Below are 23,372 nucleotides of genomic sequence, written 5' to 3'. Positions count from 1 at the left end.
TTTATACGCCCGCAACAGTGAGCGGCGCGCGCCGGGCCGCAGCGACTGCGCGCCGGGCCGGTTCACGCGTCGCGGACGGTGCGGAACCCCAGGTTCCCGGTGCTGCTGTCCGGGGTGTTGGAGGTGCGGGCGGCCACGCGGTAGCGGTTGCAGTAGGAGCGGTGGCACAGATACGAACCGCCGCGCATGACCCGGGACGTGCCACGCTCCGGGCCCTTCGGGTTCGTGCGCGGACGGCCGCCGTGGGCGGTGCCCCACCGGTCGGCGCACCACTCCCAGACGTTGCCGGACATGTTGTGCAGACCGAAGCCGTTGGGCTCGTAGGCGTCGACGGGCGCGGTGCCGCGATAACCGTCCTCCGCCGTGTTCTTGGTGGGGAAGTGCCCCTGCCAGATGTTGCAGCGGTGCTCGCCGCCCGGCGTCAGTTCGTCGCCCCACGGATAGCGGCGCTGGTCGAGCCCGCCCCGGGCGGCGTACTCCCACTCGGCCTCGGTGGGCAGCCGGGTTCCGGCCCAGCGGCAGTACTCCAGCGCGTCGTGCCACGAGACATGGACCACCGGGTGGTCACCGCGGTCCGCCAACGCGCTGCCGGGCCCTTCCGGCGCCCGCCAGTACGCCCCTTCCACCCCGCACCACCAGGGCGTCTGCTCGGGGCGCGCCGCTCCGCGCCGCAGCGCGGCCGGCAGGAACCCCGCGAACACGAACGACCAGCCGAACCGCTCGGCCTCGGTGACATACCCGGTCGCGTCCACGAAGGCGGCGAACCGCTCATTGGTCACGGCGTGGACGTCGATCCAGAAGGGCGACACCGTGATGTCGCGAACGGGCCCTTCCGCGTCCTCGCGGAAGCCGTCCGGGTCCTCGGTGCCCATGCGGAAAGTGCCGCCCGGCAGCAGCACCATGCCGTCGGTCGCACCCGTGCGCCCGTCGGCCGCCACCACCGGCCCGGGGGACTCCGCCCGCCCCGCACGTCCCGGCGTACAACAGCTCCCGGACTCCGTCTCGGACCCCGCCATACGACCTCCCGCCTCGTGATCCCTCAGCTGCCGAGGCTACGACATGCTCCGAAGCCGCCGATGCGACAGCCACCGCAACTGACGGGCGCCGTAGAGAGTCAGGCGGCAAAGCCGATGGTGGTGACGTACTCGTACTCGCCCCACTGGCTGCCCAGGTCCACCGTGGCGTCGTTCACCCAGGCGTCGTCCAGAGCGGCGTCGTCGTCCTCGGCCCAGGCCTGGACGATGCGGTCCCAGTGGCGGACGTTGAGGGTGCGGTATTCGATCACGCGCTGGCGGGGCCTGGGCACCTGGCTCTGGTTGAGCGGGTGGAACTCGACGCGCGTGCCCCGTCCTTCGCGGTTGAGCCGGGCGAGCAGATAGCGGGAGACGTTGTGGCGGCGCACGGTCCGATAGGCGGATTCGATGTTCCGCAGGTTCTTCCGCGACGGGCTGCGGCGGCCCTCCAGCCATGCCCTGAGCGTGCGGTCGGTGACGGTCAGTCCGGCCGCCCGGGCGGCCCGGCGGGAGTGCTCGGTCCGGGTGAGGTAGTGCAGACGGGCGAGCAGGCCACGCTGCGTCGTGACAGGGGTGGCGATGAAGCCGGCGAGCGCGTCGAGCCGTCGGGCGACGGCCTCGTGTCCTTTGACGCCACGAGCTCCGTACGCACCGAACTCGATGTTTCTCTCCGGCACCTTCGTCCCCTCGCCCGGCGGTGAGTGACAGACCCTCACGAGCGTTGATCCACCGCACGCCGATGCTACAGCGGGGCGGTGGCCCGCGGAACGTCCGCCTCGGCCGTGCCCGTGTCCCGGGGAAGGCGTGTGGCGGCGACGAGGCCGACGACTCCGATCACGGCCAGGCAGGACATCGCCGCGGCGTAGGCGCCCTTGGTCAGCCCGGACACGAGGATGGTCCCGGCGATGGCCGTGCCGAACGACGAGCCGAGGTTCGACACGCTGCGGGACAGGCCCGAGATCTCCCCCTGCTGCTCCTCCGGGAAGCTCGACTGCACCACGTTGACCGACGGGGTCAGCATCATGCCGAGGCCCAGTCCGATCAGCACCAGTCCCGGGACGAAGGCCCAGGCGGTGGTGAAGGCGCCGGCCAGGACGATCAGGACGACGATGCCCGCGATGGCGACGGCGAATCCGGTCGTGATGAGCAGGCGTTGGGAGCACCGTCTCGCCATGCGCTCGGCCGCCAGGGACGTGAACAGCAGTCCCAGGGTGGCCGCGGTGAAGATGACCCCGGTCTCTATGGCGTCGTATCCGCGGACGACCTGGAGGTAGGCCGCCACCGTGAAGGAGGTGCCCATGAGCATCAGCCACTGCACGTTCTGGGTGACCAGCCCGAGATTGGACGTGCGGTTGCGGAACAGGCTGCGCGGCAGCAGTGGTTCCTGTCCGGCGGTCTCCTTGGCGCGGACGTGGTGGAAGAACCACCCCAGAACGAGTGCGCCGAGGACCATGAGGCCGATCATCAGCCAGATGTTGTCGTCGGCGGCGAGGATGCCCAGGACGACGAGGACGAGGCCTACGGCGGCGAGCACCGCTCCGAAGGTGTCGAAGGAGGAGGTCGGATCGGGTGGCAGCGGATCGGTCATGCGCAGGCTGAGGAGCACGATCACCCCGATGACCAGGGCCTGGAAGACGAAGGCCGCCCTCCAGCTGATGCCCGAGGTGATGAGCCCGCCGATCAGCGGTCCGGCCGCGGCACCGAGACCGCCCAGCGCCATGATCACCCCGAAGGCGCGGGCACGGGAGGTCACGTCCGGGTACGTGAGCGTGGCGAGGATGTACACGGGCGGGATGAGCAGGGCGGTCCCGACGCCCTCCAGGAGGGAGTTGCCGAGGATCAGCACACCCAGTCCCGGAGCGGCCGCGCACAGCAGGGCACCGACGGCGTAGACGACCAGACCGAGCAGGAAGCAGCGTTTGCGTCCGTAGCGCTCGGTGAGCTTGCCGCCGGGGATCATCAGCGCCGCCATCACCAGCAGGAAGAGGGTGATGGCCACCTGCACGCCCTGGACGGTGGTGTCCAGGTCCTTGCTGATGTCGTTGATCATCACGTTCATGTTGGAGCCGGCGAAGCTGCAGATGAACTGGGCGAGGGCCAGGGCGGCCAGGACGCGTCCGCTTCCCGCCGTCTGCTTCCGCTCGGCCGTCTCGACCACTGCTGTCGCCCCCTGGAGCGCCTTCGGCATCGGACGCAAGCCCGGACAGGGGCCCGTCACCGCCTGCCCTCGTCCAGGGTTCGGCAGCGCCCGGGGCACTGCCTCACCCTCCGGGGGTGAAGCCCTCCCGGTGCGGGGTTGCCACGTTGGGCGGAGGTGGGCGGCGCGGTCGCGGCACGCGGGTGCCCGGGGGCGCGCGGCGGGAAGGAGAACCTGTCATGCGACGCTATGCCCCGATCGAGAACCACGGGCTGGTGGGAGACCTGCAGACGGCGGCACTGGTCTCGTCGGAGGGAACCGTCGACTGGCTGTGCGCGCCGCGGTTCGACTCGCCCAGCGTGTTCGCGTCGATCCTCGATCACGAGCACGGCGGGTACTTCGGCGTCACCGCCGACAGCACAGGGCCCCCGGTCCAGCTGTATCTGCAGGACACGGCGATCCTCGTGACCCGCTTCCTCGCCGAGGAGGGCGTGGGCGAGGTGATCGACTTCATGCCGGTGGACCGCCCCGAACAGGCCGCGGACACGCACCGTCTCGTCAGGGTCTTCCGGGTGGCGCGGGGCCGGGTGCGCTTCTCGCTCGAGTGCCGCCCCCGCTTCGACTACGGGCGTGCCGCGCACCGCCTGGACATGGGCGAGGACGCGATCCGCTTCGAGAGCACCGGCGCCCGCGCCGTGCTGCAGAGCGCGGGTCCGCTGCGATGGAGCAGGGACGGCGACGACGTGACCGGTGAACTCACGCTCGGCCAGGACGAGTTGGCCGCCGTGGTGCTGACGCTCGGGACCTCGCAGGACCTGCGGGTCGCTCCGGTCGGGGCGGGGCAGATCAGGGAACTGTTCGAGCGGACCCGGGACTTCTGGCACGGCTGGATGCGCCGCAGCACCTATGACGGACGCTGGCAGGACATGGTGAACCGGTCGGCCATCACCCTGAAGCTGCTCACCTACGCGCCCACCGGGGCGCCCGTCGCGGCGGCCACCATGGGTCTGCCCGAGCAGATCGGCGGCGGGCGCAACTGGGACTACCGCTACACCTGGGTGCGCGACGGTTCCCTGTCGGTGGGCGCCCTGCTCGGGCTCGGCCACGTCGACGAAGCGGTGGCCTTCCGCCGGTGGCTGGGCGACCGGATCCGGGCGGGCCGCACGGTCAGCGGTGAGCCGCTGCAGATCATGTACCGGATCGACGGCGACCCGGAACTGCCGGAGGAAGTCCTCGACCACTTCGAGGGCTACCGCGGCTCGGCGCCGGTGCGCGTCGGCAACGGCGCCGCCGGTCAGCTCCAGCTCGACATCTACGGCGAGGCGGCGCTGGCGCTCGCCCAGTCCGTGGACGACGTCGCCGACGTGCCGCCGTACGACGGCTGGCAGGCCCTGGCGGGGGTGCTGGACTGGCTGGTGAAGGCCTGGGACCGGCCCGACGAGGGGATCTGGGAGACCCGCGGCGGCCAGAAGGACTTCACCTACAGCCGGCTGATGTGCTGGGCAGCCTTCGACCGGGGGGTGCGGATGGCCCAGCGGTACGCCAGGCCCGCCGACACCGCGCAGTGGATCACGGCCCGCGACGACATCCTGCGGCAGGTGATGGAACGGGGCTGGAGTCCGAAGCGCCAGGCCTTCGTCCAGCAGTACGACGACACCACCCTGGACGCCTCCCTGCTGCTCATGCCCCAGGTCGGGTTCGTCTCGGCGAACGACCCCCGCTGGCTGTCCACGCTGCAGGCCATGGAGCAGGAGCTGGTCTCGGACAGTCTGGTCCACCGCTACGACCCGGCGGCCTCCCCGGACGGGCTGCGCGGCAGCGAGGGCACGTTCTCGCTGTGCAGCTTCCTGTACGTCGACGCGCTCGCGCGGTCGGGGCAGCTGGGACCGGCGCGGTACGCCTTCGACAAGATGCTGACGTACGCGAACCACGCGGGTCTGTTCGCGGAGGAGATCGGTCCGACGGGAGAACAGCTCGGCAACTTCCCGCAGGCCTTCACCCACCTCGCCCTGATCACCGCCGCGCTCTCCCTGGACCGGCAGATGAACCGGGCCACCCGGGTCGCGGCGTAGGCCGTTGGGCCCATCGGCCCCTCGATGAGGGCCGGTCGGCCGGGTGGAGGGACCACCGGACCACCTGTGCCGGGCGCGTGCGCGCGAACAATGGGACTCTGAGCGCAGGGAAGCGCCGCCCGAGGCCTGTCACACAGTGGTGGTGGTGAGTGCCATGGAGAGCAGTCCGACATCGGCCGAACACCGTGTCGATCCGCTCGGGGACCCTTTTCTGCGCACCTGTTTCGCCCTGCCGGCCAGACCCGTGACCTTCCTGCGGCGGCCACGGCTGACCAGGCACCTCGACCAGGCGCTGCGGACACCGCTGACGATGGTCAACGGCGCGGCGGGGGCGGGAAAGACGCTGCTGGTCGCCGACTGGGCGGCGGGCCTGGCGCAGCCGCCGGCCTGGCTCACCATGGAGGCGGAGGAGGAGCGGCCCGGGATGTTCTGGGCGTACTTCCTGCACGCCCTGCGGGCGTGGGGCAGCCCGATCTCCGAACAGGTCGGCGGGCCGGCCGACGCGAATCATGTGAACCGCCGGGTGCTGTCGGCGATCGCCGAGGATCTTCAGGCCCGCAGCCCGGCCGTGACCGTCGTGCTCGACGAGTACGACCGGGTGACCGTGCCGGAGGTCGCGGAGCAGCTGGACTTCGTGCTGCAGCATGCCGGTCAGGGACTGCGTCTGGTCCTGGTGACCCGTACGGAACCGATGCTGTCGCTGCACCGGTACCGGGCGGCCGGAGCGTTGACCGAGATCCGCAACGCCGAGCTGGCCTTCACGCCCGAGGAGGCGGCGGCGCTGCTGGAGGGGCACGGGCTGAGCCTGCCCGTCGGCACGGCACGCGCCCTCGTGGACCGCACCCGCGGCTGGGCCGCCGGGCTGCGGCTGAGCGCGCTCGCCGCACAGCAGAGCCCGGACCCGGAGACGTATCTCAAGGAGTTCGAGGCGAGCCGGAGCACCGTCGCCGACTTCCTGCTGGCCGAGGTGCTCAAGCGGCAGCCGGAGCAGACCCAGGACCTGCTGCTGCGCGTCAGCGTCCTGGACCGCCTCTGCCCGGACCTGGTGAACGCGCTGACCGGGCGTACCGATGCCGAACGCATCCTGTCCGAGCTGTGTCGCGGCAACGCGTTCGTCGAACAGCTCGGGCACTCCTGGTACCGCCTGCACCCGCTGTTCGGCGAGATACTCCGCGCTCATCTGCGGGTGCGCCGCCCCGGTCTGGAGCCCGAGCTGCACCGGCGGGCCGCGCGGTGGCTGCGGCGGGCCGGTTCGCTGCCGGAGACGCTCAGCCATGGCGCCGCGGCGGGCGACTGGGAGTTCACCGCCGGTGCCCTGGTGGACGACCTGGCGATCGGGCAGTTCTTCACGGGCCTGCGCTCCGACGACCTGGCCCGGCTGTTCTCCCGGATGGATCCCGGCGCCACCAGTCCGGCGACCGACCTGGTGCGGGCGGCCCGTGAGCTGTCGCAGAGCGATCTCGGCCGCGGCACGGCCCATCTGCGGCACGCCGAGGCCCGGCTCGCCACCGGCAGGGCCGATCCGGCGGCCGCGCAGCTGTGCTGCGCGCTGCTGGAGGCGCTGGCCGCCCGGCTGAGCGGCTCCCCCGCGCGCGCGGAACGGGCCGCCGAATCGGCCGACGAGGTACAGCCGGAGGTCCCGGCGCACCTGTTGGACCGGCACCCCGAACTGCCCGCGCTGCTGCTGACGCATCTCGGCTCCGCACAGGTGTGGGCCGGGCGCTTCGAGGACGCCCGCGTCTCCCTGTCCAGGGTGGCCGACTCCCCCGGCCGGGCCGCCACCCTGCTCGCACGCGAGGAGTCCATGGGCCATCTGGCCCTGATCGACTATCTGAACGGATGGACGGGCAGGGCGGAGCACCAGGCCCTGGAGTCGGTGAACGGGACCGAGCAGTGCGGCCCCTTCGGGCCGGGCGGCTCGGGCATCGGGCGGGTGGTCCTGGCCGCCGTGGCCGTGGACCGCAACGAGCTGGCCCGGGCCGAGGCCCTGCTGGACGAGACGGACGGGCCGCCCGCCTCGCTGCACGATCCGGTGACGGCCGCCGGGCGGGCCATGGTGACGGCCCGGCTGCAGCTGGCCCGGGGCAACACACGCGCCGCCGTCGAGGCGGCGGACCCGGCCGTCGCGGCCGACGTCGCCTCTCCCTGGGCGGACAGCCACGAGACGCTGGTGACGTCGGCCGCCCATCTGGCCGAGGGCCGGTACGAGAGCGCCGCCGAGGTCCTGCGGCAGCTGGGCGACGGTCAGCCGGTGTGTGCCGTGGAAGCCGCCCGTATCCAGCTCGCCGTGGGCGATGCGGGGGCCGCGATCGACCTCCTCGACAGCGTTCCCGGCGCGCACCCCGCCGCGGGCCCCGCGGTGACCGTCCGGGCGATGCTGGTGCGCGCCCAGGCCGCGGATGCCGCGGGGGACGCGGCCGGGGCGCGCAGGCTGGTCGCGCTGGCCCTGCATGAGGCGCGGCGCGAGCGGCTGCGGCGGCCCTTCCTCGACGCAGGCCGGTGGCTGCGGCCGCTGCTGGTCACGGCTCCGCTGCACCAGCTGGCGGCGGGGTGGCTGAGGCCCGATTCCTCGTCGTACGGCGCACCGGGCGGGCCCGGCGGTCCGCCCTGGCCGATCGTGGTGGAGGAGCTGAGCACCCGCGAGCAGGACGTCCTGGAGCGGCTGGCCCAGATGATGTCGACGCAGGAGATCGCCGCGGATCTGTTCGTGTCGGTGAACACGGTGAAGACCCACCTCAAGAGCCTGTACCGCAAGCTCGGCGTGAACCGCCGCAGCGACGCCGCGCGCCGCGGGCGCGACCTGCGGCTGCTGTGACCGCTGCGGGCCTCGCCCGCGACGGGTGAGGCGCCGTCGCTCCGCCTCCGGTGCGATCGAAGGGGCTGACCACAGGGGGCGCGATGTCCAGGACCGACCCCACCACCGTCCACGAGCGCACGGCCGAGCGCCGGGCCCACGCGGACTACACCGGAGGCGTCTACGGATCCATGCTCGCCGCCTCGGTGGTGATCGGGGCGGGCGCTCTCGGCTCGTTCCCGCGTCTGGAGCTGGTGCTGCTGTTGCTGCTGACCGGCGTGGTGTTCTGGATCGCGCACGTGCACGCCCAGTTGTTCGGTGCGCGCCTGGCGCAACGGCCGCTCGACCGCCGCGCGGTGTTCCATGTGCTGCGGGACGAGTGGCCGATCGTCAAGGCGGCCGTTCCGCCGGCCGTCGCGGTGGCCGTCAGCCCGCTGCTGGGCCTGGATGTGCAGGGGGCCGTCTGGCTGGCGCTGTCCGTGGCGGTGGCCGGGCAGGTGGGGTGGTCCGTCGCCGCGGCCCGCCGGGCCGGTGCCTCCTGGCGGCTGATGGCGACGACCGCAGCGGTGAATCTGGCGCTCGGCCTGCTGATCATCTCCTTCAAGCTGTTCCTGAAGCACTGACGTTCCCGCAGTAGGGGCGGCTCACCTGCACCGGGTGAGGCCCGGTGCACCGGCCGGGCGCACGATCACAGAACGGGGCGCAGAACCCGCCTCCCCCCGGCCCCCGCGGGAGCACAGCTCATGCGCTACGAGATCCGAGTCGACGGACTGATGTCGGACACCCTGGCCAAGGCCTTCCCGGAACTCGACCACGTGGTGATGTCCGGTCAGACGGTCCTGTTCGGGTCCGTCGTCGACGAGGCCCATCTCTACGGACTGCTGGCGCGCTGCCAGTCGCTCGGCCTGCACGTCCTGGAGATGCGCCAGGTCCCGGAGTGACCGGAAGAACGCTCGCGGACCCGGTGCGCTCACATCTCCCGGACGTCGACCCGGCCGGAGCGGGAGGCGGTGGCCAGCGCCTCGAAGTCCCGTTCGTTCTGGTCGGCGTAGGACTGCGCGAACTCGGTGAGGGCGCGGTCGAAGCGGTCGCTGCCGCCCAGGTAGGCGGCGATGGCGATCGGATCGCCGGAGCGGGCGTGGGCCCGGGCCAGACAGGCGCCGCACAACCGCGCGAACAGGCCCAGCAGCTCCGGGCCCATGGTCTCGGGGCGGGCGATGCCCTTCCAGTCGCGCAGCTGTCGTACGTAGAAGTCGCGTTCATTGCCGTCGATGCCCACCACATGCGTCCAGCCGAGGAAGATGTCGCTGGTGGTCTGGATCAGGCGCTGGCCCGTGACGACCCGGCGGCCCTGGTTGTCGAAGCGGTCGCCGCCTGTCTGGGCGGACAGGACCGACTCCTGGGCCTCCTTGGCCTGCAGCAGCAACGGATCGTCGTCGTTCCTGCCGAGCAGGAGCAGGATCCAGCAGCGGGTGCCGACGCTGCCGACGCCCACCACCTTCCGGGCCATGTCGACCAGGTGGTAGTGGCGCAGCAGATGGCGGCGCTCGGACGACAGGGTCGGCGCGTAGCCCTCCAGCACGGTCCGCAGAGCCTTCTCCTCGTCCGCCGAACCGGTCACGAGATCACCGAGCGGAATGATCAGAGGGGGGTCCGGTGTGATCCGGCGGCCCTCGGCGGTGGTGCGGGTCAGCTTCTCGAACGCCTGCAATCCGGTGCGGGTGCGGGCCTGTGCGGTGGCGCGGGCGGCGCGGCGCCTGGCCTCCTTGTTCATCGACGAGGCCATCAGTTCGCGCAGACCGTCCATGTCGTCCTGGGCGTACCAGATGTCCAGGGTGCGCATGCCGGCGAAGGCACGCATCCGCTCCCGGTAGGCCCGTACACAGGTCCGTACGGCGGCGTTCTGCTGTTTGACGGAGAAGCCGTTGGCCCGGCCGGCGATCGCGAAGCTCGTCGTCAGCCGCTTCACGTCCCACTCGAAGGGACCGGGCAGGGTCTCGTCGAAGTCGTTGATGTCGAAGACGAGGTGCCGCTCCGGTGAGGCGAGCAGCCGGAAGTTCAGCAGGTGGGCGTCTCCGCACAGTTGCACGCGCAGGCCGGTGTTCGGGGTGGGGCCGAGATCCGCGGCCATGACGGCGGCCGCGCCGCGGTAGAAGCGGAACGGCGACTCCAGCATGCGGCCGTAACGGATCGGCACGAGTTCCGGTACCCGGGTGGCCGACTGACGGTCTATCACCTCGACCGGGTCGAAGCGGTCCTCGCCCGCCTCGAACCATCCGTGGCACGAACGCGACGCACGGACCCGGGCGCTGCGGCCGATCTGCGCACGCTCGGCGGGCGACAGGGTCGCGGTGAAGGAGTGCGGAACGGTCATCACGGTCATCTCAACCTCCTGGTCCGGAGCGGCAGTGGCCTGGAGACCGCTCGTCCCGCCTCGCTCCACGCGACGTCTCCGGGTCAAGCCCATCGGGGCGGCGGTCCGCACGGATCACCCGGGACGGGTGACCCGGCCGGCGGTGCCCGGAGGGACGCTGGCGTCGTCAGGTCCCCCGCACACGGCCCCGCCGAGCGGTCCGGATCCGATCCGCTCGTCCAGCGAGGAGGAGCCATGACCATTCCGCGCGGTCCGGCATCGCGTACCGGACCGGAGCACAGCCCCGACGGTGCGGTGCCCGGCCGGGCACCGGGTCAGGCGGGTGGTGCCGCGCAGGCGCTGGAGCAGCTCGGCCGCTCCTGGACCTGGGTGCTGGCCTCGTCGATCATGACGCTCGTGCCGGGCGTCCTGGTGCTGGTCTGGCCGGACGAGACCCTGCACGTCCTGGCCGTTCTGATCGGCCTGTACCTACTGGTGAACGGGGCGTTCCGGTTCGTCGCGGTCTTCGCCGGCAGCGGGGTCGAACGCGTCGTCCCGCTGATCATGTCCGTCCTGTTCGTCCTGGCCGGAGTGCTGTGCCTGCGCAATCCGCTGCAGACCATCGCCGCGCTCTCGCTGATCGTGGGCGTGGTCTGGCTGGTGACCGGGATCCTCACCCTCTACACGGCGATCGCCGCCGAGGACATGCCGCACCGCGGCTTCGTGGTGGGCGCCGCGGTGATCGGCATCGTCGCCGGGATCGTCGTCCTGGCCATGCCGTCCGAGTCGGCACGGGCGCTGACCCGGCTGCTCGGACTCTGGCTCGTCCTGCTGGGACTCGCCGAGCTGGTGCTCGCCTTCGCCTGGCGGGCCGCACTGCGCCGGTCCGGTCTCACCGGCGACAGGGGTGCCCCCGCGACCGACGGCGCCACCTCCCCCGGCTGACCGGGACCGCGCCGGACCGCTGCCGGGTGCGGGCACGACGAGGGAGACCCCATGCATCCCCCTTCGACCTCTCTGACACCGGGCTCCGGCGCGACCGCCGGGGCCCCGCGTGAGATGACCGCCACGGAGCACGAGGAGTACCTGCGACTGCGGCACGCCGCAGCGGTACGTCACCGGCGGACCCGCCGGTCGGGTGCCGTAGTCCTGCTGGTGCTGACGATGCTGCTGGTCCCTCTGGCGCTCGTCGCGGCCTGGGTGCACGACGAGGTCGCCGACACGGGCCGCTATGTGCAGACCGTCAGACCGCTGGCCTCGGACCCTGCCGTCCAGAAGGTCCTCGTCGACCGGCTCACCGACCGCGTCGTGGCCAACGTGGACGTGGACGCGGTGACGAACGCGCTCACCGACACCCTGGAGAAGAACGGGGCGCGACCGCGCGTGGTGGAGGCCTCCGAGGCGCTCGCCGGGCCCCTGCGGTCCGCGGTGCACACGGTCGTGGAGCGCAATGTGAGCCGCGTGATCACCAGCGAGGTGTTCCGGGAGGCCTGGGTGGGGGCCAACCGCCAGGCACACGCGGCTGTGGTGAACATGCTCACCGGATCGCACCAGGGAGCGCTCCGGGCCACCGGCGACAGGGTGCAACTGGACCTCGGAACCGTCATCGACCAGGTACGCCAACGCCTGGTCGACGCGGGTTTCCAGAAGGCCTCCGCCATCCCCGACGTGAACCGCACGATCACGCTGTTCAGGACCGAGCAACTGCGCAAGGCGCAGGACGGGATGCGGCTGCTGGACATCGTCGGCACCTGGCTGCCCGTCCTGACCCTGGTCTTCGCGGGACTGACCGTGTGGGTCGCGCCCAACCACCGGCTGATGGTGATCGTCGTCGGCATCGCCGTCGCCGTCATGGCCGCACTGCTGCTGGTCGCCCTCGCCGTCGTACGACGGTTCTACCTCGACTCCGTCCCCCCGGCGACGCTGCCGCCCGACGCCGCCGCGGTCATCTACGACACCTTCCTCCGCTTCCTGCGCTCGAGCGCCCGTACCCTGCTCGTCGTCTCCCTGCTCGCGGCGCTCACCGCCTTCCTCTACGGCCCCGGCCGGGTGGCCCGCGGCGTGCGGGGCCTGGCCGGGCGCGGAGCCACGGCTGCCGGCAAGGGGCTGCGGCGCACCGGGCTGAACAGCGGCCTGACGGGACGCTGGCTGACCGCCCACGCGTCCTGGACCGTCGGTGTGACCATCGGGGCGGGCGCCCTGGCCCTCGCCCTATGGAACCGTCCCACCGTCGGCGCGGTCGTCCTGGTGCTCGTCCTGGTCCTGGTCGTGCTGGCGATCACCGCCGTGCTCGCCGCCGCGGGCCCGGCCCCCGACGCCGCCGACGAACCGGGGCCCGCGGTCACGTGAGCCATGACCGGACGGACCGCACCGGCCACCACCCGCAGGCAGCGCGCGGCCCGGGCGGCGGCGGGCCTACGGACCGGCCCGCTGGGGCGGCTGCTGCCCCGGCTGGCCGCGCTCAACCTCGTGGAGGGTGCCATGAGGCTGGCCGCACAGGCCTTCCTGGCGGCGCTCCCCCTGCTGATGACCGTGGCGGCGTTCGCGCCGGCCGGATTGAAGAACCTGCTGCTGGACTCCCTCGGCTCCGTCCTGGGAGTGCATGGCGAGGCCCTCGACGACGTCAGACACGTCTACTCCGCCGGCGCCTCCGCCCGGCAGTCCGTCGGTGCCCTGGGAGCGCTTCTGACCCTCGCGTCGGCCACCGCGTTCAGCCGGGCCCTGCAGGCGGTGTGCGAACGCTGCTGGCGGCTGCCCCGGGCGCCGATGCGGTCGGCGGCCTGGCGCTGGCTCATCTGGCTGGTGGTGTGGCTGGCGTTCATGCTCGTCCAGGCCCCGCTACGACGGGGGTTCGGCATCGGCCCGGCCACCGGACTCGCGCTGTCCCTGGCGGGGTCCGTGCTGCTGTGGTGGTGGTCGCAGCATCTGCTGCTGGGCGGCAGGATCGGCTGGCTGAGCCTGCTGCCCGGTGCGGTTCTGGCGGGAGCGGGCACGATCACGCTGAGCTGGGCGGGCCATCTGCTCCTGTCGCAGGCCATGCGGCGCGGTTTCGAGGAGTTCGGCCCCCTCGGACCGGTCTTCACGCTCCTGTCCTGGCTGATCGGCATCTTCCTCGTCGCCATCGCGGGCATGGCCCTCGGCGAGGCCGTCGCCACCAGCACCTGGTACCGCGCCGCCGTCCTCGTCCCGGGCGAGGAGAAGACGCCGCGCTGACGGCTCCTGCGGCCGCTCACCCGTGCCGGGTGAGGCGCCCGGTCCTTGCCGTGCGCACGCTGAGAACGCAGAAGCAGCCTCCCGGGCGCACGTCCGGGGCGGAGGGAGAGAGATGAGCGCGCCGACGTATCTCGCGTACGACTATCCGATGCTGAGCGTCTTCTGGTCCATGCTGGTGTTCTTCCTGTGGATCATGTGGTTCGTCCTGCTCTTCCGGATCATCGTCGACATCTTCCGTGACGACGCCATGAGCGGATGGGCCAAGGGCGGCTGGCTGGCGTTCGTGATCATCCTGCCCTTCCTGGGTGTCTTCGTCTATGTGATCGCGCGCGGCAAGAACATGGGCCGGCGGGAGGTGGCGCAGGCACAGGAGCAGCAACGGGCCTTCGACTCGTACGTGCGGGAGACCGCCAAGGGGGCCACCGCACCCAGCAGCGCCGACGAGCTCGTCAAGCTGTCCGAGATCCGCGCCCGCGGCGACATCACCGACGAGGAGTTCGCCAGGGCGAAGGAGCTGGTCCTCAGCGGCCACGGGGCGGGGACTTCTTCCGGTGCGACCGCCGCTGCCGGGCGCTGAGCACGCCGCAGTGATCGAAACGAGGTATCCAGGATGACCGCCACACACACCACACAGACGAGTCCCGCGAAGCAGTCGTGGGCCGCCGGCCTGATGACCTTCGGCGCCGTCATGCTGACGGTCGCCGGGCTGCTCGCCATCTTCCGCGGCATCATGGCGATCGCCGAGGACGATGTGTTCGTCACGACGCCCGACTACGTCTTCGAATTCGACCTGACCAGTTGGGGCTGGATCCATCTCGTGCTCGGCGTGGTCGCCGTGTTCATCAGCTTCGGCCTCTTCCAGGCGGCCACCTGGGCGCGCGTCGCCGGAGTGGCGATCGGCGGGCTGATCATCATCGCCAACTTCCTCTCGCTGCCGGAGTACCCGGTGTGGTCCGTCGTGATGATCGCGTTCTCCGCGCTCATCATCTGGGCCCTGTGCGTGGTCCGGCGCGACGAGTCCTTCTAGCGGTTCGAACGCCCGGGACGCAGCATCTGAGGAGGGGTCACGTACCGGCCTGGGCCGACCTAGGCCGACAGGTCGACGGCGAGGATGCCCTCGCGGGTGCCCACGTACGCGTATTCGGTGTCCGCTTGCGTGAGGACGGGGGCGGTAGGCGCTGCGGCTCTGGAGCAGGCGCTGCGCGCCGCGGTCGCTGGCTGCCGCCGCGGCGGCGCGGCGGGTGACTGCGCCTCGGCCGAGTGGATGACTCGGCCGAGGCTGCGGCGGTTCAGGGGGTGAGGAGGCGGTCCTGTTCGATCGGGGGTGTGCCGTCGTGCCAGGGCAGGGGCTTGCCGAAGCGGATCAACTCGCCGTAGAGGGCGGGGTCGACGGGTTCGGTGAAGATCAGGTCGAGTACGGCGCGGGCGGCGTCGGTGGGCGACTGGGCGTGGCTGTAGTCGCTGAACCAGGGCCGTGAGGTGGCGGTGTCGACCATGCCGGGGCACACCGAGGCGATCAGAACGTCGTCGGCGAGGTCGCGCTCGCGGCGTTCGGCGGCGAGCGCGCGGACGGCGGCGACCTGGGCCACCTTGGAGGGCACGTTGAGCCAGCGGGGCCAACCGGCCTCCTGGGCGGTCTTGTTGTGGACGGCGGTGCGCCAGGACTCGACGGCGTCCTCCACCTGGTCCAGGTCGGCACCGTCGAACAGATGGTGCAGCCGCGGATCGAGGTGGCCGAGGGTGCCCAGGCTGCTGGCCACGACGAGCAGCCGGCCACCGGGCCGCAGAACCGGTCCGAAGCTGCGCAGGATCGCGTGGGTGGCGGTGTTGGAGACGTCGATGAACTCGTCGGCGCGGGCGGACTGCGACTCGTCGGGCAGCACACGGGCCACCGCGTTGGAGATCACGACGTCCAACCCGCCGTGACGCATGCGCAGTTCGTCGGCGAGGCGGCCGATGGCGCCGGAGTCGGTGACGTCCAGGACCCGGCCCTCGACACGGGCGCGGCTCCCGGGCAGCTGCGCCACCTCGTGGGCGGCCTCGGACACCCGCTGCGGGTTGCGGCCGGTGAGCAGGACCAGATCGTCCGGCTGCATCCGGGCGGCGAGTCCTTCCACGAGTGCGCGTCCGAGGCCCTGGTTGGCGCCGGTGACGAGGGCGATACGTGAAGCGGTCATGGCTTCCACGCTAGGAACGCGACATGCATGCGTCCAACGAGAGTTTGGAACAAGCAGTATGCGTATTCGTCATGGACTGGTCGAGTGTGTTCGTTCATGGACATGAACATCTGTCACGTGCCTGTACAGCCCTGCGTCACATGTGCAACGCTCGGCCAACTTCTCTCATTTCTTGACCAGTTGGAGGGACAGGCATGACTGTTTCCCGGCGTGCGGTACTGACCACGGCGGCCGGTGCCGCTGCGGGATGGGGGGCCGCGGCACCGGCCGTGGCCGACACGCAGGCGCACGCGAAGGCACCGGCGGCGAGCCTGCGTGCGCTCGATGCCGCGGCCGACTACGCCGTCGAGAAGGTGCGCAGCGTTGCGCCGGGGGTGACCGCCTTCCCCGTCGGGACGAAATTCGAGAAGTGGACGTATTCGCAGAACGGCGACTGGGTCGGCGGGTTCTGGCCGGGAACGCTGTGGATGGCGTGGCTGCGCAGCAAGGACGACGCCTTCCGCACCTGGGCCCTGGAGTCTGCGCAGAAGCTGGCCCCCCGGCAGTCCGACACCAGCACCCACGACCTCGGGTTCCTCTTCTACCCGTCGTGGGTCACCGCCTGGCGGCTGACCGGCGACGAAGCGTGGCGCACCGGCGCGGTCAGGGCGGCCGACTCCCTGATCAAGCGCTACAACCCGCGCGGCCACTTCATCCGGGCGTGGGGCGCGCTGAACGATCCGGCGAACGCGGGCCGGGTCATCATGGACACCATCATGAACCTGGACCTGCTGGCGTTCGCGAGCAAGCAGACCGGCGACGCCAAGTACCTGGACATCGCGGTCGAGCACGCGAAGACCGCGCAGAAGGTGTTCCCGCGGCCGGACGGATCCACCCCGCACGTCTACGACTTCGATCCGGACAGCGGCGCCCCCATCGGCCCGAACACCGTGCAGGGGTACAGCCCCACCTCGTGCTGGTCACGCGGACAGGCATGGGGGGTCTACGGGTTCACGACGATGTACCGGCGCACCGGCGACACCGAGTTCCTGGCCACCGCGCGCAGACTCGCGGACTTCGCGGTGGGCGCGCTGACCGCGGACCACGTGCCGGTGTGGGACTACTTCGCGCCGCAGCAGCCGTACGACATCAAGGACGCGTCGGCCGGCGCGATCACGGCCTGCGGGCTTCTCGATCTGGCCGCGGCCACCGGGCGGCAGTCCTACCGCGACGTGGCGCTGCGCATGCTGACCGCGCTGGCGCAGACCTGCCTGACGAGGAACTCGGCCCGGGCGGATGCGGTCGTCGCGCGCGGCACCCGCAACCGCCCGGCCGAGGACGGCGTCGAGATCTCCCTCCCGTACGCCGACTACTACCTGCTGGAGGGCATCCTGCGGGTGCTCCAGCCGCAGGACGTCGACCGGGCGATCGACCTCTCCACTGTCTGACCTGCGCGCCTGACGCGCAGGTCAGCCGTCCGACTCCGGCGACGGCAGATAGGCGCCGGGTACGTCGTTCGGCGCGTAGATCCTGCTGTCACCGGGGTACGGCTTGGTCCAGTTGTGTGTCTCGTACCAGGTGAGACGGTTCATCTGGACGGGGTTCGCGTAGTCGGGCACGGCGTGCGGGCCGGTCAGCCGCTGGTGCGACTCCCAGGTCTTCCACTGGGCCGCCAGCTTCTGCTTGTCCGCCGGCACCTTCGCCGTGGTCGGCGCGGGCGACGCCTTGGCGTCCTGCGGTGCCGGGGTGTCCGCGCCGCAGGGCGGCAGGGTGCTCAGACCGTCGGTCAGCGAGGTCCGGTTGGGCTGCGCCGTGAACGGGGTGTTGTCCGCCTTGCGGCTGAAGGCGCCGTACATGGGGGTGGCCGCGCTGTCCTTCTGGTTCATCGGGTGGATCCCGAGGATCTGCTCGATGGTGCGGATCATCGTGATCTGCGTGTAGTAGTGGCTGTCGACCGTGCCGTGCTGCGCCCAGGGGCTGATGACCTGGACCGGGGCGCGGTGGCCGTCGACGTGGTCGAGGCCGGCCTGCGAGTCGTCCTCGACGACGAAGATCGCCGAGTCCTTCCAGTACTTGCTGTGCGAGATCTCGTCGACCATCCTGCCGACCGCGAGGTCGTTGTCCGCGACCTCGGCGGCCGGGCTCGGTGGACCGCCGGTGTGGTCGTTGGAGAACCAGAACATGTTGAGGTTCGCCGGGCCGTTCTTCTCGAAGTCCTGCTTCCAGATCTGGTACTTGTACACGTCCGGGACGTCGAGGTCGAACAGCGGGAAGCCGGGCACCGACACCTTGTTGAGCGAGGGGATCGCCGAACCGGTCTGGATCGGGTACGCCGTCTTCGCCCCGGTCGCGTCCATGGTCCTGGCGTCGCAGTACAGGTTCTGCCAAGTGGCGCCGGCCGGCTTGCTCTCGACCGACTGGAACTCGCCGTAGTCCTTCACGGACTTGCCGGCCGCCTGCGCGCCGGACCAGATGAAGCCGCTCTTCTGGTGGCCGAGGACGTCGTTCTCGGTGTCGTAACTGCGGGTGTACTCACCGGCTGACGACTCGGTGTACTCCGGGTTGTCGGACTGCATCAGCCAGTTGTGGCCCTCGGCGGAGTTCGTGCCGATGTCGTAGAAGTTGTCGTAGAGCCCGAACTGCTGGGCCAGCGCGTGCTGGTTGGGCGTCACGTTCTCGCCGAACTGCGTGTACGCCGAGTCGCCGTTGCCCTGCGGCATGTCGCCGAAGACCTGGTCGTAGGTCCGGTTCTCCTTGACGAGCAGGAAGACGTGCTTGATCGTCGAGGGGTCGCCGAGACGCACCGGGACGGGCACGGGTCTGGCGTGGCTCTTGCCCTTGGACGTCGTGACCGAGCCGGGCGTCCAGCCGTTCTGCTTGAAGACCTTGGCCGTCTGGGACCTGATGACGCGTTCGTCCGGCAGCGTGAACTGCGTCAGGCTCGACGTCGTGTCGTGGGTGCCGTGGGCGCCGCTGGTGGAGGGGCGGCGGGCGTCGATGCCGCGGGTGTTGGAGACGACCACCTTCCGGCCCACGGTCGTGATCTCGGCGGGGAAGTAGTCCGTCGGGAGCAGACCTATGTAACTCGCGGGCTCCTGGGGGGACTTGTACCGGTAGACGGCGACCGCGTTCGCGCGGCCCAGCGTCACCAGCAGACGGCCGTCGTCGGTGAGCGTCACCGCGTCGGGTTCGTAGCCGACCTTGGCCTCGGGCCACGGCTGGGTGGCGATGGTCTGGACGACCCGGTCCTTGCGGCTGTCGATGACCGACACGCTGTTGTCGGCGGTGTTGGTGACGAACACCGCGCCCTTCTTCGCGTACACCGCGGTCGGGTGCAGTCCGACGTCGATGCTGCGGACGGCGGCGGAGGGGTCCGCGACGTCGATGACGCTGACCGTGCCGGTGGTGCTGGCGCCGCTGTCCGGGTCGGCGACCACCTCGGTGCCGTAGGAGTTGATGGTGGTGTCGCCGGGCCTGGCCGGACGTCCGCCCTCGTTGCTGACGTAGAGCTTGCCGCCCACCAGGGCGACACCACGCGGGGCGTTCCCAACGGCCCAGCTCTGCTTGACGGTTCCGGTGGCCGCGTCGATGGCGACGACCCGGTTCTGGCCGTTGACGGCGGAGTAGACGGTGGAGCCGTCGGCGGAGAACACGGCCGCGCCCACGAGTGCGTGCTTGGTGCCGTCGGCCGGGATCGCTACGGTGACCGGGTCGGAGAGGGTGCCGTCCGCGCCGACGGTGAACTTGGTGTAGCCGTCCGCCTGTCCGAGCCACAGCTGGGTGCCGTCGGGCGAGTAGGTCGGGCCTTCCTGGCCGACGGCGGCGGTCTTGATCCGCAGGTCGTCCGCCGCGTTGGTGCCGACCTTCTGCTTCACCTGCCCGGTCCCCAGGTCCATGACGACGAGCGAGGCGTCGCCGTCGGTCACCGAGGCCGCCAGATGCGTGCCGTCCGGGCTGACCGCCGAGGACATGATCTTGCCGTCGTTGATGACGGTGCGGCTGCCGTACGGGTCGATGTACTGGTCGCTGGAGATGACCTGGCCGTTGGCGGTGGTCTGGGCGACCTGCTGGGTGCCGAACTGGTAGGTCGAGGCGACCGCGGTGCCCGTGACGCCGAGGGCGACGGCGATACCCGTCGTCACCAGCAAGGTCCGTCGGCCGATGCGTCTGCCGAAGAGGTCGACGTGCCCCTTCTCGCTGGTGCGACGCTGCCGTGTTACCTGCATGATCATCCCTTCGGGGTGGTGTCGAGCAGGTCGACGTTGCCGTCGAACTGCCACAGCGGGTTCGGTGCGTCCCCGACCGGGGTGCGCACGAGGAAGTAGCCGTTCACTTCCTTCGGCCCGTCGCCGTCGGCGACGAACCGCCCGTCGGCGGTGAAGTCGAGCTGGTAGATGGCCTGTCCCGTGGTCTGGACGCCGGGCAGATGCCACGACACGACGCACCGCCAGTCGTTGCCCGGCCCCTCGGCGGCGAGCCGGCCCGCGCCCTTGTTGCACGCGGCCGTTGCCCTCAACTGCGCCTCGGTGACGGCCGGGCGGTGCAGTTGCTCGGTCTGCAGGCGGTAGAGATGCGCGAACGCCGTGGCGACCGACCGCTGCACCTCGTCCTGCCGGATGCCCGAACCCGTCGAGGGGGTCGCCACGGTGACGACCGCGATCGTGACGGCGAGCAGTCCGGCCAGCGGCAGCGCTCCGGCGGTGATCGCGCGGCGTCCGGAGCCGTCGTAGGTGAGATTGGTGAAGTCCCGCCGCAGGAAAAGGAGATGGGCGAGAACGGTCGCGAGCACCGCCCACACCAGGCTGACGGCGATACCGATCAGCAGGGGGCCCGTCTGCGCAGGGGTGGTGAACAGGCCGTTCCAGGAGATGAACGCGTACCCGGGCAGGGCGAGGCGTACGGCGACGGGCAGCGGGAGCATCTGCGCCAGCTGCATCGCGAGCGCGACCAGGGCCGGCAGGAGCAGTCCCATCGGGGACCGGCCCAGCGCCACCGACCCGAGCAGTCCGATCGCGGCGAGGGCCAGCGTCGGGGCGAGGACGCAGAGCCAGGCGAGCAGCACGTTCCAGGCGGCGTCCGAGGGGGCCAGCAGATGGCCGTCGAGACCGACCAGCGGCTGGTTGCCGACCGTCACGAGTCCACCGACCGTGCTGGAGCAGGCCAGTCCGGCGACGAGCAGCAGGATGACGGTCAGGCTGGCCAGCGCCTTCGCCACGAAGATCCGGCGCGGCGAGCGGACCGCCACGAGCAGATGGCGCCAGGTGCCGAGCCGGTCCTCGGAGGCGAACACGTCGCCGGCGACCAGCGAGGTCAGCAGGGGCAGCGCCCAGGTGCCCGCGAAACCGAGCATCACCAGCGGGGCGGCCCAGCCCGTGGCGAGCATCCAGCGGCCGAACAGAGTGTCGCTGGGCAGGGTGCTCTGCTGACTCACGCCGACGACGAAGAGCGCGGGTGCGATCCAGCAGGCGAGGACCAGCAGCCGGATCCGCCACTGCGAGACGACCTTGACCAGCTCGAAGCGGTAGCCGCGCGGCACCGAGACCGGTCGTGCGACGGCGGTACGGTCGTGGACTGCGGTCGCGGTCATCTGCCCGCCTCCTGCTGTTCGGTGAGGGCGAGGAACGCGGCCTCGAGCGGTGACACGACGGGCGTGAGCTCCCGCAGCGCGACGCCCGCGTGGACGAGTTGGACCACCAGTTCGTCGAGGGCGGGTACCAGCGCGCGCACGACGAGCACGTCGCCGTCGGTGCGGGTCCGGGCGTCGTCGATGACCTGGATCCCGGCCGTGTCCGTGGCCACGCGGCGGGCGGCATCGGGGTCGGAGGTGCTCAGCCTGTAGTCGAGTTCGCGGTTCTCCGTGGCGAGTTTGCCGAGCGGACCGGAGAAGACGACCCGTCCGGTGGCGAGGATGGTGACCTCGGAGCAGAGGGCTTCGAGGTCGTCCATACGGTGGCTGGAGAGCACCACGGCGGTGCCCTGTTCGGCGAGCCGGTTGAGGACGTCGTGCACATGCTTCTTGCCCGCCGGGTCGAGCCCGTTGGCGGGTTCGTCGAGGACGAGCAGCCGCGGCCCGGTGAGCAGGGCGGCGGCGAGCCCGAGCCGTTGGCGCATGCCGAGCGAGAAGCCTCGCGTCCTGTCGTCGGCGACATCGGTGAGCCCGACCTCGGCGAGCACGTCGTCGATGTCCGTCGTCTGCCCGTCCTCGCCGCGCAGTGCGGCCAGTGCGGCGAGGTTCTGCCGGGCGGTGAGCGAGGGATAGAGGCCGGGTCCGTCCACGAAGCCGGTGACGCCGTCGGGAGCGGCGAGTGCCCGTCCGACCGGTGCGCCCAGGATCTCCAGGTCGCCGCTGTCGGCGACGGCGAGACCCAGCAGAAGACCGAGCAGGGTCGTCTTGCCCGCGCCGTTCGGTCCGACCAGTCCATGGATCTGACCTTGCGTCACATCCAGATCTATGCCGTCGAGCGCGACGACGTCCCCGAAGCTCTTGGTGATACCGCGAGCCCGGACTGCGTGGAGTGTGCCCATGAGCCCCCTCTTTCCAGGTCCGCAGGGACGTTAGGGGCGACACACAACGCGCACACAGGCGACTTGTTGAACGCTCAGGGAACGGATCGTCAAGCAGTGGGCAAGTCGGGTGGACCAATCGCCGACATTGAACGAGATTCAGGAAAATCCGGGCACCGCTCACAGGTCCAGGACGAGCCGCGCCGACAGGGCGCGGGAGACGCACGCGTACATACGGCCCTCGGGGGCGCCGATGTCGTCCCGGTGCTCCGGCTCGCCGTCCAGGACGGTGAGTTCGCAGCTCCCGCAGACGCCTTCGCGGCAGCCGGACGGCACGGGCAGTCCGGCGTGGTTGAGAGCGTCGAGCAGGGATTCGCCGGCGGGGACCTCGACGGTTCTGCCGGACCGTGAACACACCGCTGTGAACGGCGTGTTGGCGGCGAACGTCCGGACCTGCGGGCGAAACCGCTCGGCATGCAGCTGTTCGGCGGGGAAGGCCTCCTCGGCGGCGGCGAGCATCGGCGCCGGGCCGCAGCAGTAGACCAGGGCACCGGGGCCCAGTGCGGAGGCGAGGGCGGCGAGGTCCGGTCTGCCGTCGTGTCGTGTGGCGACGACGCGCACTCGGTCGCCGTGACGGGCGCGCAGTTCGTCCAGGAACGGCATGGTCCCGCGCGACGGGCCCACGTACACGAGCGAGGCCGGGACGCCGGATGCGACCGCCGCTCGCAGCATCGGAAGGAGCGGGGTGATGCCGATCCCGCCGGCCAGGAAGAGGTACTCCGGGGCGGGCAGCAGCGGGAAGTGGTTGCGCGGCAGGGACACGTCGAGCGAACGTCCCTCGCGCAGGAAGCGGTGGATGTACTCCGATCCCCCGCGGCTGAGGGCGTCGTGGCGCACCGCGATGCGGTAGTGCTCCCGGTCGGCCGGGTCTCCGCACAGGGAGTACTGACGCGTCAGCCAGTTGGGCAGTCTCAGGTCGATGTGTGCCCCCGGCTCCCAGGGCGCCAGCGGTTCGGTGGCTGCGCGCAGGGTGACGGAGACGACGTCCTCGGCGGCCGGTTCGATCCGGTCGACGACGGTGGTCTGCTGCATCGGTGATTCACCTTGGGGCGTGGTCGGTTCGCGGGGTG

General features: G+C 71.1%; 19 protein-coding genes. 10 read left to right on the top strand and 9 right to left on the bottom strand.

Going from position 1 to position 23,372, the window contains the following annotated elements; genetic code table 11:
• Nucleotides 1–62 precede the first annotated feature (62 nt).
• From MQN93_RS27295 to MQN93_RS27285, 3 genes are all read right to left on the bottom strand, one after another.
• The gene (locus tag MQN93_RS27295) at nt 63–1,016 is read right to left on the bottom strand and encodes a formylglycine-generating enzyme family protein (protein WP_372504463.1); all 954 of its coding nucleotides are present in this window, start codon (nt 1,014–1,016) and stop codon (nt 63–65) included.
• A gap of 98 nt (nt 1,017–1,114) precedes the next feature.
• Nucleotides 1,115–1,690 carry a transcriptional regulator gene (locus tag MQN93_RS27290; protein WP_242711640.1) on the bottom strand — a complete coding sequence of 192 codons (576 nt, stop codon included), beginning with the start codon at nt 1,688–1,690 and terminating at the stop codon, nt 1,115–1,117.
• A gap of 65 nt (nt 1,691–1,755) precedes the next feature.
• Complete coding sequence (locus MQN93_RS27285) at nt 1,756–3,201, bottom strand: MFS transporter (RefSeq protein WP_242711639.1); 1,446 nt, start codon at nt 3,199–3,201, stop codon at nt 1,756–1,758.
• Nucleotides 3,202–3,389: 188 nt separating this feature from the next.
• Between MQN93_RS27285 and MQN93_RS27280 the strand changes: the two genes are divergently transcribed.
• The 4 genes from MQN93_RS27280 (at nt 3,390) to MQN93_RS27265 (ending at nt 8,957) form a co-directional block, all read left to right on the top strand.
• A complete protein-coding gene (locus MQN93_RS27280; protein ID WP_242711638.1) occupies nt 3,390–5,222 on the top strand; it encodes a glycoside hydrolase family 15 protein in 1,833 nt (610 codons plus the stop codon).
• A gap of 154 nt (nt 5,223–5,376) precedes the next feature.
• Nucleotides 5,377–8,037, top strand: a complete 2,661-nt coding sequence (locus tag MQN93_RS27275) for a helix-turn-helix transcriptional regulator (RefSeq protein ID WP_242711637.1) — start codon at nt 5,377–5,379, stop codon at nt 8,035–8,037.
• 83 nt (nt 8,038–8,120) lie between these two features.
• A complete protein-coding gene (locus tag MQN93_RS27270; RefSeq protein ID WP_242711636.1) occupies nt 8,121–8,639 on the top strand; it encodes a hypothetical protein in 519 nt (172 codons plus the stop codon).
• A 120-nt stretch (nt 8,640–8,759) separates the two neighbouring features.
• Nucleotides 8,760–8,957, top strand: coding sequence for a DUF8691 family protein (locus MQN93_RS27265; RefSeq protein ID WP_016432977.1), 198 nt, complete (start codon nt 8,760–8,762; stop codon nt 8,955–8,957).
• 29 nt (nt 8,958–8,986) lie between these two features.
• Here the strand turns inward: MQN93_RS27265 and MQN93_RS27260 are convergent, their stop codons facing one another.
• The gene (locus MQN93_RS27260; RefSeq protein ID WP_242711730.1) at nt 8,987–10,390 is read right to left on the bottom strand and encodes a DUF2252 domain-containing protein; all 1,404 of its coding nucleotides are present in this window, start codon (nt 10,388–10,390) and stop codon (nt 8,987–8,989) included.
• A gap of 234 nt (nt 10,391–10,624) precedes the next feature.
• On the opposite strand from MQN93_RS27260, the gene MQN93_RS27255 reads away from it, so the two are divergent.
• From MQN93_RS27255 to MQN93_RS27235, 5 genes are all read left to right on the top strand, one after another.
• Entirely contained in the window at nt 10,625–11,314 is a 690-nt protein-coding gene (locus tag MQN93_RS27255) for an HdeD family acid-resistance protein (protein WP_016432979.1), read from the top strand.
• A 51-nt stretch (nt 11,315–11,365) separates the two neighbouring features.
• Nucleotides 11,366–12,718 carry a hypothetical protein gene (locus MQN93_RS27250; protein WP_242711635.1) on the top strand — a complete coding sequence of 451 codons (1,353 nt, stop codon included), beginning with the start codon at nt 11,366–11,368 and terminating at the stop codon, nt 12,716–12,718.
• Nucleotides 12,719–12,721: 3 nt separating this feature from the next.
• On the top strand, nt 12,722–13,582 hold the full coding sequence (locus MQN93_RS27245; protein WP_242711634.1) for a YhjD/YihY/BrkB family envelope integrity protein: 861 nt from the start codon (nt 12,722–12,724) through the stop codon (nt 13,580–13,582).
• Between the two features lie 112 nt (nt 13,583–13,694).
• Nucleotides 13,695–14,159, top strand: a complete 465-nt coding sequence (locus MQN93_RS27240; RefSeq protein WP_242711633.1) for an SHOCT domain-containing protein — start codon at nt 13,695–13,697, stop codon at nt 14,157–14,159.
• Between the two features lie 33 nt (nt 14,160–14,192).
• Entirely contained in the window at nt 14,193–14,609 is a 417-nt protein-coding gene (locus tag MQN93_RS27235) for a DUF7144 family membrane protein (protein WP_016432983.1), read from the top strand.
• A 262-nt stretch (nt 14,610–14,871) separates the two neighbouring features.
• On the opposite strand, the gene MQN93_RS27230 is transcribed toward MQN93_RS27235, so the two are convergent.
• Nucleotides 14,872–15,759 (bottom strand): SDR family NAD(P)-dependent oxidoreductase, encoded by an 888-nt coding sequence (locus MQN93_RS27230; protein WP_242711632.1) that lies wholly within the window; start codon nt 15,757–15,759, stop codon nt 14,872–14,874.
• Nucleotides 15,760–15,953: 194 nt separating this feature from the next.
• Here MQN93_RS27230 and MQN93_RS27225 point away from each other — a divergent pair, with 194 nt between their 5' ends.
• Nucleotides 15,954–17,186, top strand: a complete 1,233-nt coding sequence (locus MQN93_RS27225) for a glycoside hydrolase family 88 protein (protein WP_242711631.1) — start codon at nt 15,954–15,956, stop codon at nt 17,184–17,186.
• A gap of 21 nt (nt 17,187–17,207) precedes the next feature.
• Here the strand turns inward: MQN93_RS27225 and MQN93_RS27220 are convergent, their stop codons facing one another.
• The 4 genes from MQN93_RS27220 to MQN93_RS27205 form a co-directional block, all read right to left on the bottom strand.
• Nucleotides 17,208–19,964: an alkaline phosphatase family protein gene (locus MQN93_RS27220; RefSeq protein ID WP_242711630.1), complete on the bottom strand. Its 2,757-nt coding sequence runs from the start codon at nt 19,962–19,964 to the stop codon at nt 17,208–17,210.
• A 2-nt stretch (nt 19,965–19,966) separates the two neighbouring features.
• Entirely contained in the window at nt 19,967–21,325 is a 1,359-nt protein-coding gene (locus MQN93_RS27215; RefSeq protein WP_242711629.1) for an ABC-2 transporter permease family protein, read from the bottom strand.
• Complete coding sequence (locus MQN93_RS27210; RefSeq protein WP_242711628.1) at nt 21,322–22,263, bottom strand: ABC transporter ATP-binding protein; 942 nt, start codon at nt 22,261–22,263, stop codon at nt 21,322–21,324. The genes MQN93_RS27215 and MQN93_RS27210 overlap by 4 nt, the downstream gene beginning before the upstream one ends.
• A 159-nt stretch (nt 22,264–22,422) precedes the next feature.
• Complete coding sequence (locus MQN93_RS27205; protein ID WP_242711627.1) at nt 22,423–23,334, bottom strand: PDR/VanB family oxidoreductase; 912 nt, start codon at nt 23,332–23,334, stop codon at nt 22,423–22,425.
• Nucleotides 23,335–23,372: the final 38 nt, after the last annotated feature.

It is taken from the genome of Streptomyces spinosisporus (genome assembly GCF_022698145.1).
Classification (GTDB): Bacteria; Actinomycetota; Actinomycetes; order Streptomycetales; family Streptomycetaceae; genus Streptomyces; species Streptomyces spinosisporus.
The sequence above is the reverse complement of the archived record's forward strand: the minus strand, read 5'-3'. Positions and strand labels throughout refer to the sequence as shown.

What these genes read in the sequence shown, in the direction of transcription:
- MQN93_RS27220 (WP_242711630.1), bottom strand. Translation starts at nt 19,964, where the DNA reads ATGCAGGTAACACGGCAGCGTCGCACCAGCGAGAAGGGGCACGTCGAC.
- MQN93_RS27255 (WP_016432979.1), top strand. Translation starts at nt 10,625, where the DNA reads ATGACCATTCCGCGCGGTCCGGCATCGCGTACCGGACCGGAGCACAGC.
- MQN93_RS27245 (WP_242711634.1), top strand. Translation starts at nt 12,722, where the DNA reads ATGACCGGACGGACCGCACCGGCCACCACCCGCAGGCAGCGCGCGGCC.
- MQN93_RS27210 (WP_242711628.1), bottom strand. Translation starts at nt 22,263, where the DNA reads ATGGGCACACTCCACGCAGTCCGGGCTCGCGGTATCACCAAGAGCTTC.
- MQN93_RS27225 (WP_242711631.1), top strand. Translation starts at nt 15,954, where the DNA reads ATGACTGTTTCCCGGCGTGCGGTACTGACCACGGCGGCCGGTGCCGCT.
- MQN93_RS27265 (WP_016432977.1), top strand. Translation starts at nt 8,760, where the DNA reads ATGCGCTACGAGATCCGAGTCGACGGACTGATGTCGGACACCCTGGCC.
- MQN93_RS27280 (WP_242711638.1), top strand. Translation starts at nt 3,390, where the DNA reads ATGCGACGCTATGCCCCGATCGAGAACCACGGGCTGGTGGGAGACCTG.
- MQN93_RS27285 (WP_242711639.1), bottom strand. Translation starts at nt 3,201, where the DNA reads ATGCCGAAGGCGCTCCAGGGGGCGACAGCAGTGGTCGAGACGGCCGAG.
- MQN93_RS27240 (WP_242711633.1), top strand. Translation starts at nt 13,695, where the DNA reads ATGAGCGCGCCGACGTATCTCGCGTACGACTATCCGATGCTGAGCGTC.
- MQN93_RS27230 (WP_242711632.1), bottom strand. Translation starts at nt 15,759, where the DNA reads ATGACCGCTTCACGTATCGCCCTCGTCACCGGCGCCAACCAGGGCCTC.
- MQN93_RS27205 (WP_242711627.1), bottom strand. Translation starts at nt 23,334, where the DNA reads ATGCAGCAGACCACCGTCGTCGACCGGATCGAACCGGCCGCCGAGGAC.
- MQN93_RS27275 (WP_242711637.1), top strand. Translation starts at nt 5,377, where the DNA reads ATGGAGAGCAGTCCGACATCGGCCGAACACCGTGTCGATCCGCTCGGG.
- MQN93_RS27235 (WP_016432983.1), top strand. Translation starts at nt 14,193, where the DNA reads ATGACCGCCACACACACCACACAGACGAGTCCCGCGAAGCAGTCGTGG.
- MQN93_RS27260 (WP_242711730.1), bottom strand. Translation starts at nt 10,390, where the DNA reads ATGACCGTTCCGCACTCCTTCACCGCGACCCTGTCGCCCGCCGAGCGT.
- MQN93_RS27250 (WP_242711635.1), top strand. Translation starts at nt 11,366, where the DNA reads ATGCATCCCCCTTCGACCTCTCTGACACCGGGCTCCGGCGCGACCGCC.
- MQN93_RS27215 (WP_242711629.1), bottom strand. Translation starts at nt 21,325, where the DNA reads ATGACCGCGACCGCAGTCCACGACCGTACCGCCGTCGCACGACCGGTC.
- MQN93_RS27295 (WP_372504463.1), bottom strand. Translation starts at nt 1,016, where the DNA reads ATGGCGGGGTCCGAGACGGAGTCCGGGAGCTGTTGTACGCCGGGACGT.
- MQN93_RS27270 (WP_242711636.1), top strand. Translation starts at nt 8,121, where the DNA reads ATGTCCAGGACCGACCCCACCACCGTCCACGAGCGCACGGCCGAGCGC.